At 62.0% G+C, this 13,821-nt stretch carries 13 protein-coding genes; 11 read left to right on the top strand and 2 right to left on the bottom strand.

Annotated features, from left to right (window positions below; translation table 11 throughout):
- Positions 1–458: 458 nt before the first annotated feature.
- Entirely contained in the window at positions 459–842 is a 384-nt protein-coding gene (locus AD664_RS07165) for a DUF6124 family protein (RefSeq protein ID WP_053145573.1), read from the top strand.
- A 187-nt stretch (positions 843–1,029) separates the two neighbouring features.
- Positions 1,030–1,275 (top strand): hypothetical protein, encoded by a 246-nt coding sequence (locus AD664_RS07160; protein ID WP_053145572.1) that lies wholly within the window; start codon positions 1,030–1,032, stop codon positions 1,273–1,275.
- Between the two features lie 114 nt (positions 1,276–1,389).
- Here AD664_RS07160 and AD664_RS07155 read toward each other — a convergent pair whose 3' ends face one another.
- A complete protein-coding gene (locus AD664_RS07155) occupies positions 1,390–2,106 on the bottom strand; it encodes an SIMPL domain-containing protein (RefSeq protein WP_053145570.1) in 717 nt (238 codons plus the stop codon).
- 371 nt (positions 2,107–2,477) lie between these two features.
- Here AD664_RS07155 and AD664_RS07150 point away from each other — a divergent pair, with 371 nt between their 5' ends.
- From AD664_RS07150 to AD664_RS07135, 4 genes are all read left to right on the top strand, one after another.
- Positions 2,478–3,737, top strand: coding sequence for an ATP-binding protein (locus AD664_RS07150; protein WP_053145568.1), 1,260 nt, complete (start codon positions 2,478–2,480; stop codon positions 3,735–3,737).
- A complete protein-coding gene (locus tag AD664_RS07145) occupies positions 3,734–4,294 on the top strand; it encodes a response regulator transcription factor (RefSeq protein WP_042732380.1) in 561 nt (186 codons plus the stop codon). The genes AD664_RS07150 and AD664_RS07145 overlap by 4 nt, the downstream gene beginning before the upstream one ends.
- A gap of 98 nt (positions 4,295–4,392) precedes the next feature.
- Entirely contained in the window at positions 4,393–6,120 is a 1,728-nt protein-coding gene (locus AD664_RS07140; protein ID WP_053145566.1) for an ABC transporter ATP-binding protein/permease, read from the top strand.
- A gap of 291 nt (positions 6,121–6,411) precedes the next feature.
- Positions 6,412–7,158: a FadR/GntR family transcriptional regulator gene (locus tag AD664_RS07135; RefSeq protein WP_172679703.1), complete on the top strand. Its 747-nt coding sequence runs from the start codon at positions 6,412–6,414 to the stop codon at positions 7,156–7,158.
- Between the two features lie 176 nt (positions 7,159–7,334).
- On the opposite strand, the gene AD664_RS07130 is transcribed toward AD664_RS07135, so the two are convergent.
- On the bottom strand, positions 7,335–7,733 hold the full coding sequence (locus tag AD664_RS07130; protein ID WP_083454159.1) for a hypothetical protein: 399 nt from the start codon (positions 7,731–7,733) through the stop codon (positions 7,335–7,337).
- A gap of 359 nt (positions 7,734–8,092) precedes the next feature.
- On the opposite strand from AD664_RS07130, the gene kdgD reads away from it, so the two are divergent.
- The 5 genes from kdgD to AD664_RS07105 all read left to right on the top strand — a co-directional run.
- Entirely contained in the window at positions 8,093–9,004 is a 912-nt protein-coding gene (gene kdgD, locus AD664_RS07125; RefSeq protein ID WP_042731719.1) for a 5-dehydro-4-deoxyglucarate dehydratase, read from the top strand.
- A gap of 67 nt (positions 9,005–9,071) precedes the next feature.
- A complete protein-coding gene (locus AD664_RS07120; RefSeq protein ID WP_053145562.1) occupies positions 9,072–10,517 on the top strand; it encodes an aldehyde dehydrogenase family protein in 1,446 nt (481 codons plus the stop codon).
- Positions 10,518–10,601: 84 nt separating this feature from the next.
- A complete protein-coding gene (locus tag AD664_RS07115) occupies positions 10,602–11,966 on the top strand; it encodes an MFS transporter (RefSeq protein ID WP_042731717.1) in 1,365 nt (454 codons plus the stop codon).
- Between the two features lie 13 nt (positions 11,967–11,979).
- Positions 11,980–13,533: a galactarate dehydratase gene (garD, locus tag AD664_RS07110; RefSeq protein ID WP_047738305.1), complete on the top strand. Its 1,554-nt coding sequence runs from the start codon at positions 11,980–11,982 to the stop codon at positions 13,531–13,533.
- 93 nt (positions 13,534–13,626) lie between these two features.
- Positions 13,627–13,821 (top strand): transposase (locus tag AD664_RS07105; protein ID WP_157061549.1); only part of this gene is annotated, 195 nt, incomplete at its 3' end.

The raw sequence follows: 13,821 nt of genomic DNA, 5'->3' as shown, positions 1-13,821 counted from the left end.
AAAACGTGGACAAAGTTCGCACGTGGTTTTTGTTGATGTCAAATTTTTTATTGGGGTCCGTTTTTTGGGGGCTGCTTCGCAACCCAGCGGGAGCAAGCTCCCTCGCCACGTGTGGATGAGTAGAGATCACTCTGGAATGTCGGACGGATCGCCTGCCCCGAAACGAAACGTCTCACGAGTTTTTAAGGTTGTCCGTCGGAAGTGGGGTCTCTAGTCTTTGCTTGTCGCTGCCAAATCAGCGACCGGGCGTGGAAACCCGATATTAGTAGTGGCATGGCTGAACAGTGTTGCCGACGTCTTATTTCGTCTGCAAACTGCTTCCCGGCAGCTGTGCGTGGGCAGGCTTCGGTCTGGCCGGGTCCTACTAACCGGTATTTCCACCCCGCGTACCGCTGCCACCTTACTGTCGCGTGGAAACGACACTGGGATGGCTCCAATCCCTTAAGTAGGAACTACACATGGACAAGTTGATCCCCGACCCACCCCTCAATAAAACCACCCCCCTTTGCGGCTTCGACACCCTCGAAGACCTCCTCAAAGACCGCGCCGCCGCCGAGCGTGCACTGAACCATTACCTCGATCCAGAACCCACAGCGGATACCCCCTCCGACTCGCGCATCGACAGCCTGTTCTCGGTCACCGCCAAGGCCGACACCGATACGCTGCTGGCCAGCACCTGCGAAACCCTGGCCTCGGTCAAGGCCATGGCCGAGGATCTGGCCTTCGAAGTGGACGGCACGCGGCGCAGTGTGGCGTTGGGGATTCAGCAGTTGGTGGAGTTGTGCCAGTTGCTGGTGGACAAGGCGCTGGACCAGCTTGAGGCGCCGGCTACTCAGGGTTAAGCCAGCACTGTCCTGTGGCGAGGGAGCAAGCTCCCTCGCCACAGGTGTCATGAGCTACCTGTGTGCTCATCCACCTGACAGTTCTGACAGTAGACCGCCCAGGGTGTGTGGTTAGTATGGTGAGCACCGTTGCGCGGTATCCCTGTAACGGCGTTGTACCGAACTCATTCAATGGAAGAGGTGTGTGATGGCGGCTAAAGAAATCCGTATTTCAATTGACGACCTTGATCGCGACAGCAGCCCTGAAGTGCTGTTGGAGTTCTACACGGGCAAGGAACTGGACTTTTCGACTTCGGTTTCTTCTTCATCGAAGAACGGAAAGTATGACAAGGTCAACGTAAAGGGAGACGCCGACGGGGATGGTGATTTCGATGCGCAAGACGATGAACTGTTCATCGACCTCGCCCGTTCGGTCGTGGCTTTGCTGAGATGAAACGAGTGCGTCGATCGTTTCTATGCGCAGAGGGAAGGGCTGCAGACATGCTCTGTGGTTAAAAAAAGCCGAACGTGGAGCGTCCGTGGAGGCGCTCCCACGCTCTGCTCATTCCTATTGCATCAAAACCTCAATCGCCCCGTCTGCCGTCATGCTCACCTGGCTGGTGCCGGCTTCCACTTCAGGCGTCACGGATTCCGCGTCCATGGAGGCGCCTTTCATCATCATCGGCGCGCGCAGGTAGGGTTGTGGATAACCGTTGCTGTTGAGGTTCAGGCTGACGATTTTGTAGCCCTTGCCGCCCAGGGCCTCGGTGGCCAGTTGGGCGCGAGCCTTGAAGGCGTTGACGGCGTCCTTGAGTAGGGCGTCTTCGCTGCTTTGGCGGGTGGCGGTGGAGATGGCGAAGTCCATGCCGCCCATCTTCATGTCGGTGAGCAACTCGCCGGTGAGTTTGGACAGGGCGGCGAAGTCGGCGCTTTCCAGGCGCAGTTCGGCGCGCTCACGCCAGCCGGTGATCTTCCCGCCCTTGTTGTCGTAGATCGGGTAGCTGTTGCGGCTGCCCTGGCGCAGGGTGATCTCCTTGACCTGCTTGGCCTGGCCGATGGCTTTGTTCAGCGTGGTGCTGACGGCGGCGGCGAGCTTGGCCGGGTCGGTGTTCTGTTCCTCGGTGTAGAGGGTGACGATCATCAGGTCGCGGGCCACTTCCTGGCTGGCTTCGGCGCGCAGCGAGATCTGGTTGTAGTGCAGCTCATCGGCGGCCAGGGCCGGCAGGCTGGCGACCGTGCCGAGGCTGAGGGCGAGCAGGGCGACGTGGCGACTGAACGTGTGCATGAAAGCTCCTTGAGATGATGCGCAGGGATGAGGTCCGGGCCTGCGTGAACGATAAGACTCTAGCTGCTGCGATCCGGTTCGCACAGTTACAACTTCTATACAGATGCATAAGGCCAATGAAGCACCTTTGTGGCGAGGGAGCTTGCTCCCGCTCGGCTGCGTAGCAGACGCGAACCCGATACCCGCGGTTTACCTGTCCTGCTCTTGTTTATGGTTGGGCCCGCTGCGCAGGCCAGCGGGAGCAAGCTCCCTCGCCACGGGGAGCGGTGGGTCAGCATTAAGCTGTGGCGCTTTGCCGCACACTTGTCTGCGCAACCCGTGCGTTGGTTATACTCCGTGCGATTCGCCTGGAGCACTCATCAGGAGAGCTCATGCTCGCCCCTTTGCAACTGACTTCTGCCTCTCGCCAGAATCTCTGGCGCCTGACGTTCATCCGCATTTTGGTCCTGGCTGCCCAGGCCGGTTCGGTGGGGCTCGCCTACTGGTTCGACCTGCTGCCGTTGCCCTGGCTGCAACTGGCGATCACGCTGGTTTGCTCCTCGGTGCTGTGCGCGCTGACGGCGGTTCGCTTGCGTGCCTCGTGGCCGGTGACCGAGCTGGAATACGCCGTGCAACTGGCCGGCGATCTGTTCATCCACAGCGCGCTGTTGTACTTCTCCGGCGGCTCCACCAACCCTTTCGTGTCTTATTACCTGGTGCCGTTGACCATCGCCGCCGTGACGCTGCCGTGGCGTTTTTCGCTGATTCTTTCCGGCATCGCCCTGGCGTTGTACACCTTGTTGCTGGTGCGCTTCTATCCCCTGGAAACCTTCCCCATCGCCCGGGAAAACCTGCAGATCTACGGCATGTGGCTGAGCTTCGCCCTGGCCGCGGCGGTCATCACGTTTTTTGCCGCGCGCATGGCCGAAGAGTTGCGGCGCCAGGAAGAACTGCGGGCCATTCGTCGTGAAGAGGGCCTGCGGGACGAGCAGTTGCTGGCCGTGGCGACCCAGGCCGCCGGTGCCGCCCACGAGTTGGGCACGCCATTGGCGACCATGAGCGTGCTGCTCAAGGAAATGCAGCAGGATCATCCTGATCCCGCACTGCAGGAAGACCTTAGCGTCCTGCAGGACCAGGTCAAGCTCTGCAAGGAAACCCTGCAATACCTAGTGCGGGCCGCCGAGGCCAATCGTCGGTTGGCCATCGACATGCAGGATGTCACCGATTGGCTCGACGAAGCCTTGAACCGCTGGCACCTGATGCGCCCCGAAGCCAGCTATCGCTTCCAACGTCTGGGCCAGGGGCCAGTGCCGCGCATGGCGCCACCGCCGGACCTGACCCAGGCACTGCTGAACCTGCTGAACAACGCCGCCGATGCCTGCCCCGAAGGCATGGAAGTGACGCTGGACTGGAATGCCTTCGATTTGACCATCAGCATTCGAGACCACGGCGCGGGCGTGCCGCTGGCCATCGCCGAGCAGATCGGCAAACCGTTCTACACCACCAAGGGCAAAGGCCTGGGCCTGGGCCTGTTTTTGAGCAAAGCCAGCGTGACACGCGCCGGCGGCTCGGTGAAACTCTACCCCCATGAGAGCGGCGGCACGCTCACCGAGCTGCGCCTGCCCCATGCCGACCGAGGAGACGAAACATGAGTGACGAGATCCAAGTCGACGGCGAAGAGCTGCCGCACCTGTTGCTGGTCGATGACGACGCCACCTTCACCCGCGTCATGGCTCGGGCCATGTCCCGCCGCGGATTTCGCGTGAGCACGGCCGGTTCCGCCGAAGAAGGCCTGGCCCTCGCCCAGGCCGACTTGCCGGACTACGCCGCCCTCGACCTGAAGATGGACGGCGATTCGGGTCTGGTGCTGCTGCCCAAGTTGCTGGAGCTGGACCCGGAGATGCGCGTGGTGATCCTCACCGGCTATTCGAGCATCGCCACCGCGGTCGAGGCCATCAAGCGCGGCGCCTGCAACTACCTGTGCAAGCCCGCGGACGCTGACGATGTGTTGGCGGCGCTGCTGTCCGAACATGCCGACCTCGACACCCTGGTGCCGGAAAACCCCATGTCGGTCGACCGCCTGCAATGGGAGCACATCCAGCGGGTGCTGACCGAGCACGAAGGCAATATTTCCGCCACCGCCCGCGCCCTGGGCATGCACCGGCGGACCTTGCAGCGCAAATTGCAGAAGCGCCCCGTGCGTCGCTGAACCTGCGCTGAACAGATGGTGTCCACACCCTCGCGGTCAATCGGGCCGTTGCACTATGATCGGCCCGAGTCTGTTCTTTTTTCTATCGAGCCTTAACCATGAATCAGAACGCTGAATATTCCGCGGTCAATGACGCGGTGCGCGGGCAGTTTTTCCGCCGTGTCTGGCAAATGACCACGCCGTACTGGCGCAGTGAGGAGAAGGGCAAGGCCTGGACGTTGTTGATCGCCGTCATCGCACTGTCGCTGTTCAGCGTGGCGATTTCGGTGTGGATCAACAGTTGGTACAAGGATTTCTACAACGCCCTGCAAGAGAAGAACAGTGCGGCGTTCTGGCAATTGATCCTGTACTTCTGCGGCATCGCGGCGGTGGCGATCCTCGGGGCGGTGTACCGCTTGTACCTCACGCAGATGCTCACCATCCGCTGGCGGGCCTGGCTCACCGAGCAGCATTTCGCCCGCTGGCTCAGCCACAAGAATTACTACCGCCTGGAGCAGGGCGGCTATACCGACAACCCCGACCAGCGGATTTCCGAAGACCTCAACAGCTTCACCACCAACACCCTGGGCCTGGGGTTGGGGCTGCTGCGTACCGTGGTCAGCCTGGTGTCGTTCTCGATCATCCTGTGGGGCGTGTCGGGCAGCATCGAAGTGTTCGGCTACACCATCCCTGGCTATATGTTCTGGGCCGCGCTGATCTATGCCGCGGTGGGCAGTTGGCTGACGCACCTGATCGGTCGCCGGCTGATCGGCCTGAACAACAACCAGCAACGCTTCGAAGCCGACCTGCGTTTTTCCATGGTGCGGGTGCGCGAGAACGCCGAGAGCATTGCGTTGTACAACGGCGAGCCGAATGAGAATCGTCGCTTGAGCGGACGTTTCGGGCTGGTCTGGCACAACTTCTGGGACATCATGCGGGTGTCCAAGCGCTTGACCTTCTTCACCTCCGGCTACGGCCAGATCGCGATCATCTTCCCGTTCATCGTCGCGGCACCGCGTTATTTCGCCGGCAAGATCCAGCTGGGCGAGCTCATGCAGATCAACTCGGCTTTCGGCAATGTGCAGGAGAATTTCAGCTGGTTCATCAGCGCCTACGCCGACCTCGCCGCGTGGCGCGCCACCTGCGATCGTCTGCTGAGTTTCCGCCAGGCCATGAGCGACAACGAGGAACGCGTGCCGGCCATCGATGTGCAGAGCCAGGGCAGCGTGCTGAAAGTGCACAACCTGGGACTGGACCTGGCTGACGGTCGGCATCTGCTCAGCAACGCCGACATGACGGTGGCGCCGGGTGAGCGGGTGATGCTCAGCGGTCGTTCGGGCAGTGGCAAATCCACCTTGTTCCGCGCGATGGGGCATCTGTGGCCGGCCGGGCAGGGCAGCATCCTGCTGCCTTCGGCGCGCTACCTGTTCCTGCCGCAAAAGCCTTACCTGCCCATTGGCAGCCTGCGTGAGGTCTTGAGTTATCCACAGGCCGGCGACGTCTACCCCGACGAACGTTATGCACAGGTGCTGGAAACCTGCCGCCTGCCGCACCTGATCGCGCGCCTGGACGAAAGCAATCACTGGCAGCGCATGCTGTCCCCGGGCGAGCAGCAACGCCTGGCCTTCGCCCGTGCATTGCTGTACGCACCGCAATGGCTGTACATGGACGAAGCGACGTCGGCGATGGATGAAGAGGACGAGGCAACGCTGTACCAGGCGTTGATCGACCAACTGCCGGGCCTGAGTATCGTCAGCGTCGGGCATCGAAGCAGTTTGAAACGATTCCATCTGCGACATGTGCGTATCGAAAATGGCCAACTGATGGAGCATGTCGTGACAGCATAAACACTCAAAACCTGTGGGAGCGAGCTTGCTCGCGATAGCGATGGATCAGTTGATATTGATGTGGCTGACTCACCGCCATCGCGAGCAAGCTCGCTCCCACAGGGGTTTTGTGGTGAGCCGGATGCTAATGTACGCAACTGCTCCAATGTGGGAGCGAGCCTGCTCGCGATGAAGGCCGCCCGGTCCATTGCCTGGCTCAAACAAAACGGACTCGCTGCACCCCACGGTGATCGTACAACCACGTTGCGCTATCATGATGCGCATTCAGCCGCTTTCCGAGACATGAGCCCCATGGAAAACCCGATCGACATACCCCGCCTTCCCCGCAAGCGCCGCAGCCTGGCGCAGGAGCTGGTGACGGTGCTGACCGAGCAGATTCGCGACGGTCTGCTCAAGCGTGGCGATAAATTGCCCACCGAGTCGGCGATCATGGAAGCCCATGGTGTCAGCCGCACCGTGGTGCGCGAGGCGATTTCCCGGTTGCAGGCCGCCGGCCAGGTGGAAACCCGCCATGGCATCGGTACCTTCGTGCTGGACACGCCGAGCCCGAGCGGCTTTCGTATCGACCCGGCCACGGTGGTCACCTTGCGTGACGTGCTGGCGGTCCTGGAATTGCGCATCAGCCTGGAGGTGGAATCCGCCGGCCTGGCCGCGCAACGCCGCAGCGCCGAGCAACTGGCGACCATGCGCGCCGCCCTCGACGCGTTGAAGGAAAGCGCGGCTCATGCCAGCGACGCGGTGGCGTCGGACTTCGCCTTCCACCTGGAAATCGCCCTGTCCACCGGCAACCGCTACTTCACCGACATCATGACCCACCTGGGCACCAGCATCATCCCGCGCACCCGGCTGAACTCGGCGCGCCTGGCCCACGACGACCAGCAGCACTACATGGACCGCCTGAGCCGCGAGCACGAGGAAATCTACGAAGCCATCGCCCGCCAGGACTCCGACGCCGCCCGCGCCGCCATGCGCCTGCACCTGACCAACAGCCGCGAGCGCCTGCGCCAGGCCCATGAAGAGGCGCAAGCCCAGGGCTAGAAGGGCAGGGCTCCCCCGGGCCGAAAGTATCCCCATCCCCCAGACAACCCAAATACCCGTGGCGAGGGAGCTTGCTCCCGCTTGGGCGCGCAGCACCCACCGAGAAGGTCTGCTGCGCAGCCCAACGGGAGCGAGCTCCCTCGCCACGGGGGACGGTGGTGATTTGGATGTTGGCCTTATGCCTTGAATCGCACGTTCAGTGGCTTGGACGTATCGGCCCCGCCGCTCTCGTAGGTGAACATGTAGCGCAGTTCAACCAACCGGCCGCTGAACGCCTTCAGCGTGTCGCCGGGCACCGTCAGGGTTACGCCCTTGCGCAGTTCCGCCACCTCGAAGTCATCCGGGTGCGTTTCGGGCGTCTTGTTGACCATCATGGGTTCGAGATTGCCCGTCCATTCCGGCGGTTTCGAGGCCGCGCCCAAGGTCAGGTGCACGGACGAGTAGGGTGAGATATCAGAGTCCGGGATCTGCACGGTCAGTGCCTTGCCCGCCTTCGACAGGCTCACCGTCGCCTCCCCGCTGGCCGAGGCGGCTGGAAAATCCTTGAGCGTGGGTTTCTCGAATGTCGTCGTCATGGTGTCGCTCCCGATGAGGTCGGCCGTGACCATCGCGCACGGGTGGCTCACGGCAATAAGGCCATTGTGAAACCTACAGGAAGGAGCCAGGACTGCGGGTTGCGAGTGGCCGTTCGGCGGGTCCTTCGAGATGTCAGGGCGTTCATGGGTATGGAACGGCCACCTGCCGGTTATGCCTGCTTCCCGAAAGGCTGCCTACTGACAGAGTCGACAGTGCTGACGAACGGTCCGTCAGGCTTTTTTACCCTTCGATGACGAAATGCAGTTGACGCAGGTTATTTAAGTTGTACGATGACCTACAACTTCTGGCCGAAGCTTAACTCTCTCATACATACATTGCGTCCCAGGGTGTTCGAATAATGAATCCACAAGAACTGAAGTCCATCCTCTCGTCTGGCCTGCTGTCGTTCCCGGTCACCGATTTCACTGCCCAAGGCGATTTCAATCGCGACAGCTACATCAAGCGCCTCGAGTGGCTGGCCCCGTACGGCGCCTCTGCTTTGTTCGCAGCCGGCGGTACCGGTGAATTCTTCTCCCTGGCCGCCAGTGAGTATTCGCAAGTCATCAAGACCGCTGTCGATACCTGCGCGACCAGCGTGCCAATCCTGGCCGGTGTCGGCGGTGCGACCCGCCAGGCCATCGAATACGCTCAAGAAGCCGAGCGCCTGGGCGCCAAGGGCCTGCTGCTGCTGCCGCACTACCTGACCGAAGCCAGCCAGGACGGCGTTGCCGCCCACGTTGAAGCCGTGTGCAAATCGGTGAAGATCGGCGTGGTGGTCTACAACCGCAACGTCTGCCGCTTGAACGCCAACCAGCTGGAACAACTGGCCGAGCGTTGCCCGAACCTAATCGGCTACAAGGACGGCCTGGGCGACATCGAACTGATGGTGTCGATCCGTCGTCGCCTCGGCGATCGCTTCAGCTACCTGGGCGGCTTGCCGACCGCAGAAGTCTACGCCGCGGCCTACAAGGCCCTGGGCGTGCCGGTCTACTCCTCGGCGGTGTTCAACTTCATCCCGAAAACCGCGATGGACTTCTACCACGCCATTGCCCGCGACGATCACGACACCGTCGGCAAGATCATCGACGACTTCTTCCTGCCATACCTGGACATCCGCAACCGCAAGGCCGGTTATGCCGTGAGCATCGTCAAGGCCGGCGCGAAGATCGTTGGCTATGACGCCGGTCCTGTGCGCACGCCGCTGACCGACCTGCTGCCGGAAGAATACGAAGCCCTGGCCGCGCTGATCGACAAGCAAGGCAAGCAGTAACAGACCCGACAAAGCCGCTGAGCAATCAGCGGCTTTTTGCGTAAGGCTTTTTGTGAGGAGAGCATCCGTGACTGATGCAAAGCGTTTCGATAACTACATCAACGGTCAGTGGGTAGCCGGTGCCGACTATTGCACCAACATCAACCCGTCCGATTTGTCCGATGTCATCGGTGAATACGCCAAGGCTGACGCAGCGCAAGTCAACGCCGCCATCGAAGCGGCCCGCGCCGCCTTTCCGGCCTGGTCGACCTCGGGCATTCAGGCGCGTCACGATGCGCTGGACAAAGTCGGCAGCGAGATCCTCGCCCGCCGCGAAGAGCTCGGCCAACTGCTGGCCCGCGAAGAGGGCAAGACCCTGCCCGAAGCCATTGGCGAGGTGACCCGCGCCGGCAACATTTTCAAATTCTTTGCCGGTGAATGCCTGCGCCTCTCCGGCGACTACGTGCCGTCGGTGCGCCCGGGCGTCAACGTCGAAGTGACCCGCGAAGCCCTGGGTGTGGTCGGCCTGATCACCCCGTGGAACTTCCCGATCGCCATCCCGGCGTGGAAAATCGCCCCGGCCCTGGCCTACGGCAACTGCGTGGTGATCAAGCCCGCCGAGCTGGTACCGGGTTGCGCCTGGGCCCTGGCGGAAATCATTTCCCGCGCCGGCTTCCCGGCCGGTGCGTTCAACCTGGTGATGGGCAGCGGCCGTGTGGTCGGTGACATCCTGGTCAACAGCCCGAAAGTCGACGGCATCAGCTTCACCGGTTCCGTGGGCGTGGGTCGGCAGATCGCCGTCAGCTGCGTATCGCGCCAAGCCAAGGTGCAGTTGGAAATGGGCGGCAAGAACCCGCAGATCATCCTCGACGACGCCGACCTCAAGCAGGCCGTCGAGCTGGCGGTGCAGAGCGCGTTCTACTCCACCGGCCAGCGTTGCACGGCTTCCAGCCGCCTGATCGTCACCGCCGGTATCCACGACAAGTTCGTCGCGGCGATGGCCGAGCGCATGCAGTCGATCAAGGTCGGCCATGCGTTGAAGGCCGGCACCGACATCGGCCCGGTGGTTTCCCAAGCTCAACTCGACCAGGACTTGAAGTACATCGACATCGGCCAGAGCGAAGGTGCGCGGCTGGTCAGCGGTGGCGGCCTGGTGACGTGCGACACCGAAGGCTACTTCCTGGCGCCGACCTTGTTCAGCGACAGCGAAGCTTCGATGCGCATCAGCCGCGAAGAGATCTTCGGCCCGGTGGCCAACGTCGTGCGCGTGGCCGACTACGAGGCGGCGCTGGCGATGGCCAACGACACCGAGTTCGGCCTGTCGGCCGGTATCGCCACCACGTCGCTGAAGTATGCCAACCACTTCAAGCGCCATTCCCAGGCGGGCATGGTGATGGTCAACCTGCCGACCGCCGGCGTGGATTACCACGTGCCGTTCGGCGGGCGTAAGGGTTCGTCCTATGGTTCGCGTGAGCAAGGTCGCTACGCGCAAGAGTTCTACACGGTGGTGAAGACCTCTTACATCGGATCGTAACTGCAACACCGGCCGGGCTGGTGATCCAGCCTGGCCGTACAATCTGCTGACCCGCATAAAAATAAATAGTGGGAGTACTTTTACATGCAAGCGACCAAGCCGACACACGTCCGCTATTTGATCCTGCTCATGCTGTTTGTGGTGACAACGATCAACTACGCCGACCGTGCCACCATCGCCATCGCAGGCTCCAGCCTGCAAAAAGACCTCGGCATCGATGCCGTCACCCTCGGTTACATCTTCTCCGCCTTCGGTTGGGCCTACGTGGCCGGGCAGATTCCCGGCGGTTGGCTGCTCGACCGGTTCGGGTCGAAAAAAATCTACGCCCTGAGCATTTTCACCTGGTCGTTGTTCACCGTGCTGCAAGGCTATGTGGGTGAATTCGGCATGTCCACGGCCGTGGTTGCCCTGTTCATGCTGCGCTTTCTGGTGGGTCTGGCCGAAGCGCCGTCCTTCCCGGGCAACGCCCGTATCGTCGCCGCCTGGTTCCCCACCGCAGAACGCGGCACCGCCTCGGCGATCTTCAACTCGGCGCAGTACTTCGCCACCGTGTTGTTCGCTCCGCTGATGGGTTGGATCGTCTACCGCTTCGGCTGGCAGCACGTGTTCATCGTGATGGGCATCATCGGCATCGTGTTCTCGCTGATCTGGCTGAAGGTGATCTACAGCCCGCGCCAGCACCCGATGATCAACGAAGCCGAGTTCAATCACATCGCCGCCAACGGCGCGATGGTCGACATGGACCAGGACAAGGGCAAGAAAGCCAAGGGTGACGGTCCGAAGTGGGACTACATCCGCCAACTGCTCACCAACCGCATGATGCTCGGCGTGTACCTGGGCCAATACTGCATCAACGGCATCACCTACTTCTTCCTGACCTGGTTCCCGGTGTACCTGGTGCAGGAACGTGGCATGACCATCCTCAAGGCCGGTTTCATCGCGTCCTTGCCGGCAATCTGTGGTTTCATCGGCGGCGTGCTGGGCGGGGTGATCTCCGACTACCTGCTGCGCAAGGGCCACTCGCTGACCTTCGCCCGCAAGGCGCCGATCATTGCCGGCCTGCTGGTGTCCAGCAGCATCGTGGCCTGTAACTACGTCGAGATCGAATGGATGGTGGTGGGCTTCATGGCCCTGGCATTCTTCGGTAAAGGCGTGGGCGCACTGGGCTGGGCCGTGGTGTCCGACACCTCGCCGAAACAGATCGCCGGCCTCAGTGGTGGCTTGTTCAACACCTTCGGCAACCTGGCTTCGATCACCACGCCAATCGTCATCGGCTACATCATCAGTGCCACCGGTTCGTTCAAGTGGGCGCTGGTATTCGTCGGTTGCAATGCCCTGGTGGCGGTGTTCAGCTACCTGGTCATCGTCGGGCCGATCAAGCGCGTCGTACTCAAGGAACCTACGGCCAAGGATGCCGACGTCTCCAGTCTGTCCGAAGCTAAATCCTGAAGGAGCGGCGTCAATGCAATTGATTGAACATGCCGATTCGCCACGTTACATCCGCCTGCATGAGCGGGACAACGTCGTGATCGTCGTCAACGACCAGGGCGTACCGGCCGGGACCGAATTCCCGGACGGCCTGGTCACCGTGGACTTCGTGCCGCAGAGCCACAAGGTCACCCTGCAGGACATCCCTGAGGGTGGCGAGGTGATTCGCTACGGCCAGGTCATCGGCTACGCGCTGCAACCGATCCCCCGTGGCAGCTGGGTCAAGGAAGACCAGCTGCGCATGCCCACCGCGCCGCCGCTGGACAGCCTGCCGCTGTCCACCGACGTGCCGGCGGCCGATGCACCGCTCGAGGGCTATACCTTCGAAGGCTATCGCAACGCCGACGGTACCGTGGGCACGCGCAACATCCTGGGCATCACCACCACGGTGCAGTGCGTGACCGGTGTGCTGGACCACGCGGTCAAGCGCATCAAGGACGAGTTGCTGCCCAAGTACCCGAACGTCGACGACGTGGTGGCGCTGACCCACAGCTACGGCTGCGGCGTGGCAATCACCGCCACCGACGCGTACATCCCGATCCGTACCGTGCGCAACCTGGCGCGCAACCCGAACCTGGGGGGCGAGGCGTTGGTCATCAGCCTGGGCTGCGAGAAATTGCAGGCCGGGCAGGTGATGCACGACAACGACAGCTCGGTGGACCTCAGCGAGCCGTGGTTGTATCGCTTGCAGGACTCCAGCCACGGCTTCACGGAAATGATCGAGCAGATCATGGACCTGGCCGAAACCCGCCTGAAGAAACTCGACCAGCGTCGTCGCGAGACCGTGCCGGCGTCGGAGTTGATCCTGGGCATGCAGTGCGGTGGCAGCGATGCGTTTTCCGGCATCACCGCCAACCCGGCCCTGGGCTATGCCTCGGACCTGTTGCTGCGCGCCGGGGCGACGGTGATGTTTTCCGAAGTCACCGAAGTGCGCGATGCGATCTACCTGCTGACCTCCCGGGCGCAAACCCGGGAAGTCGCCCAGGAACTGGTGCGGGAAATGGACTGGTACGACCGTTACCTGGCCAAGGGCGAGGCGGACCGCAGCGCCAACACCACGCCGGGCAACAAGAAGGGCGGGTTGTCGAACATTGTCGAAAAATCCTTGGGCTCGATCGTCAAGTCCGGCAGCAGCGCGATCAACGGCGTGCTCGGCCCGGGCGAGCGGTTCAAGCAAAAAGGCCTGATCTTCTGCGCCACACCGGCCAGTGACTTTGTCTGCGGCACGCTGCAACTGGCGGCGGGGATGAACTTGCACGTGTTCACCACCGGCCGTGGCACCCCGTACGGCCTGGCCATGGCGCCGGTGGTGAAGGTCTCGACCCGCACCGAGCTGGCCCAGCGCTGGCCGGACCTGATCGACATCGACGCTGGGCGCATCGCCACCGGTCGTGCCTCGATCGAGGAGCTGGGGTGGGAGCTGTTCCACTACTACCTGGACGTGGCCAGCGGCAAGAAAAAGACCTGGGCAGAACAGCACAAACTGTTCAACGACATCACCCTGTTCAACCCGGCGCCGATTACCTGAGCCGGCGTTGTGGGAGCGGGCTTGAACTGGCCTAATGATTTTGGACACTTCAATCGGGCGCTATGATGGCGCCCAAATCTGAGGTGTTTGGCTATGCGTAAATCTTATTCCAGTGAGTTCAAGCTCAAAGCTGCCAGCATGGTGCTGGACGAAGGCCAGTCAGTTCCTGAGGTCTGTGCCACTCTGGATATTGGCCCTACTGCCTTGCGCCGTTGGGTCGACCAGGTTCGCAAAGAGCGCTTGGGTTCGACCCCGGAAGGGGCCAAGGCGATTACCGCCGATCAGCGA

The organism is Pseudomonas sp. P97.38 (genome assembly GCF_001269745.1).
GTDB classification, from domain to species: domain Bacteria; phylum Pseudomonadota; class Gammaproteobacteria; order Pseudomonadales; family Pseudomonadaceae; genus Aquipseudomonas; species Aquipseudomonas chlororaphis_E.
This window is presented reverse-complemented; position numbering and strand designations above follow the sequence as displayed.

Coding starts and splice junctions, on each gene's coding strand:
- kdgD (WP_042731719.1), top strand. CDS start 8,093: ATGAATCCACAAGAACTGAAGTCCATCCTCTCGTCTGGCCTGCTGTCG.
- AD664_RS07115 (WP_042731717.1), top strand. CDS start 10,602: ATGCAAGCGACCAAGCCGACACACGTCCGCTATTTGATCCTGCTCATG.
- AD664_RS07140 (WP_053145566.1), top strand. CDS start 4,393: ATGAATCAGAACGCTGAATATTCCGCGGTCAATGACGCGGTGCGCGGG.
- AD664_RS07130 (WP_083454159.1), bottom strand. CDS start 7,733: ATGACGACGACATTCGAGAAACCCACGCTCAAGGATTTTCCAGCCGCC.
- AD664_RS07150 (WP_053145568.1), top strand. CDS start 2,478: ATGCTCGCCCCTTTGCAACTGACTTCTGCCTCTCGCCAGAATCTCTGG.
- AD664_RS07160 (WP_053145572.1), top strand. CDS start 1,030: ATGGCGGCTAAAGAAATCCGTATTTCAATTGACGACCTTGATCGCGAC.
- AD664_RS07155 (WP_053145570.1), bottom strand. CDS start 2,106: ATGCACACGTTCAGTCGCCACGTCGCCCTGCTCGCCCTCAGCCTCGGC.
- AD664_RS07165 (WP_053145573.1), top strand. CDS start 459: ATGGACAAGTTGATCCCCGACCCACCCCTCAATAAAACCACCCCCCTT.
- garD (WP_047738305.1), top strand. CDS start 11,980: ATGCAATTGATTGAACATGCCGATTCGCCACGTTACATCCGCCTGCAT.
- AD664_RS07135 (WP_172679703.1), top strand. CDS start 6,412: ATGGAAAACCCGATCGACATACCCCGCCTTCCCCGCAAGCGCCGCAGC.
- AD664_RS07145 (WP_042732380.1), top strand. CDS start 3,734: ATGAGTGACGAGATCCAAGTCGACGGCGAAGAGCTGCCGCACCTGTTG.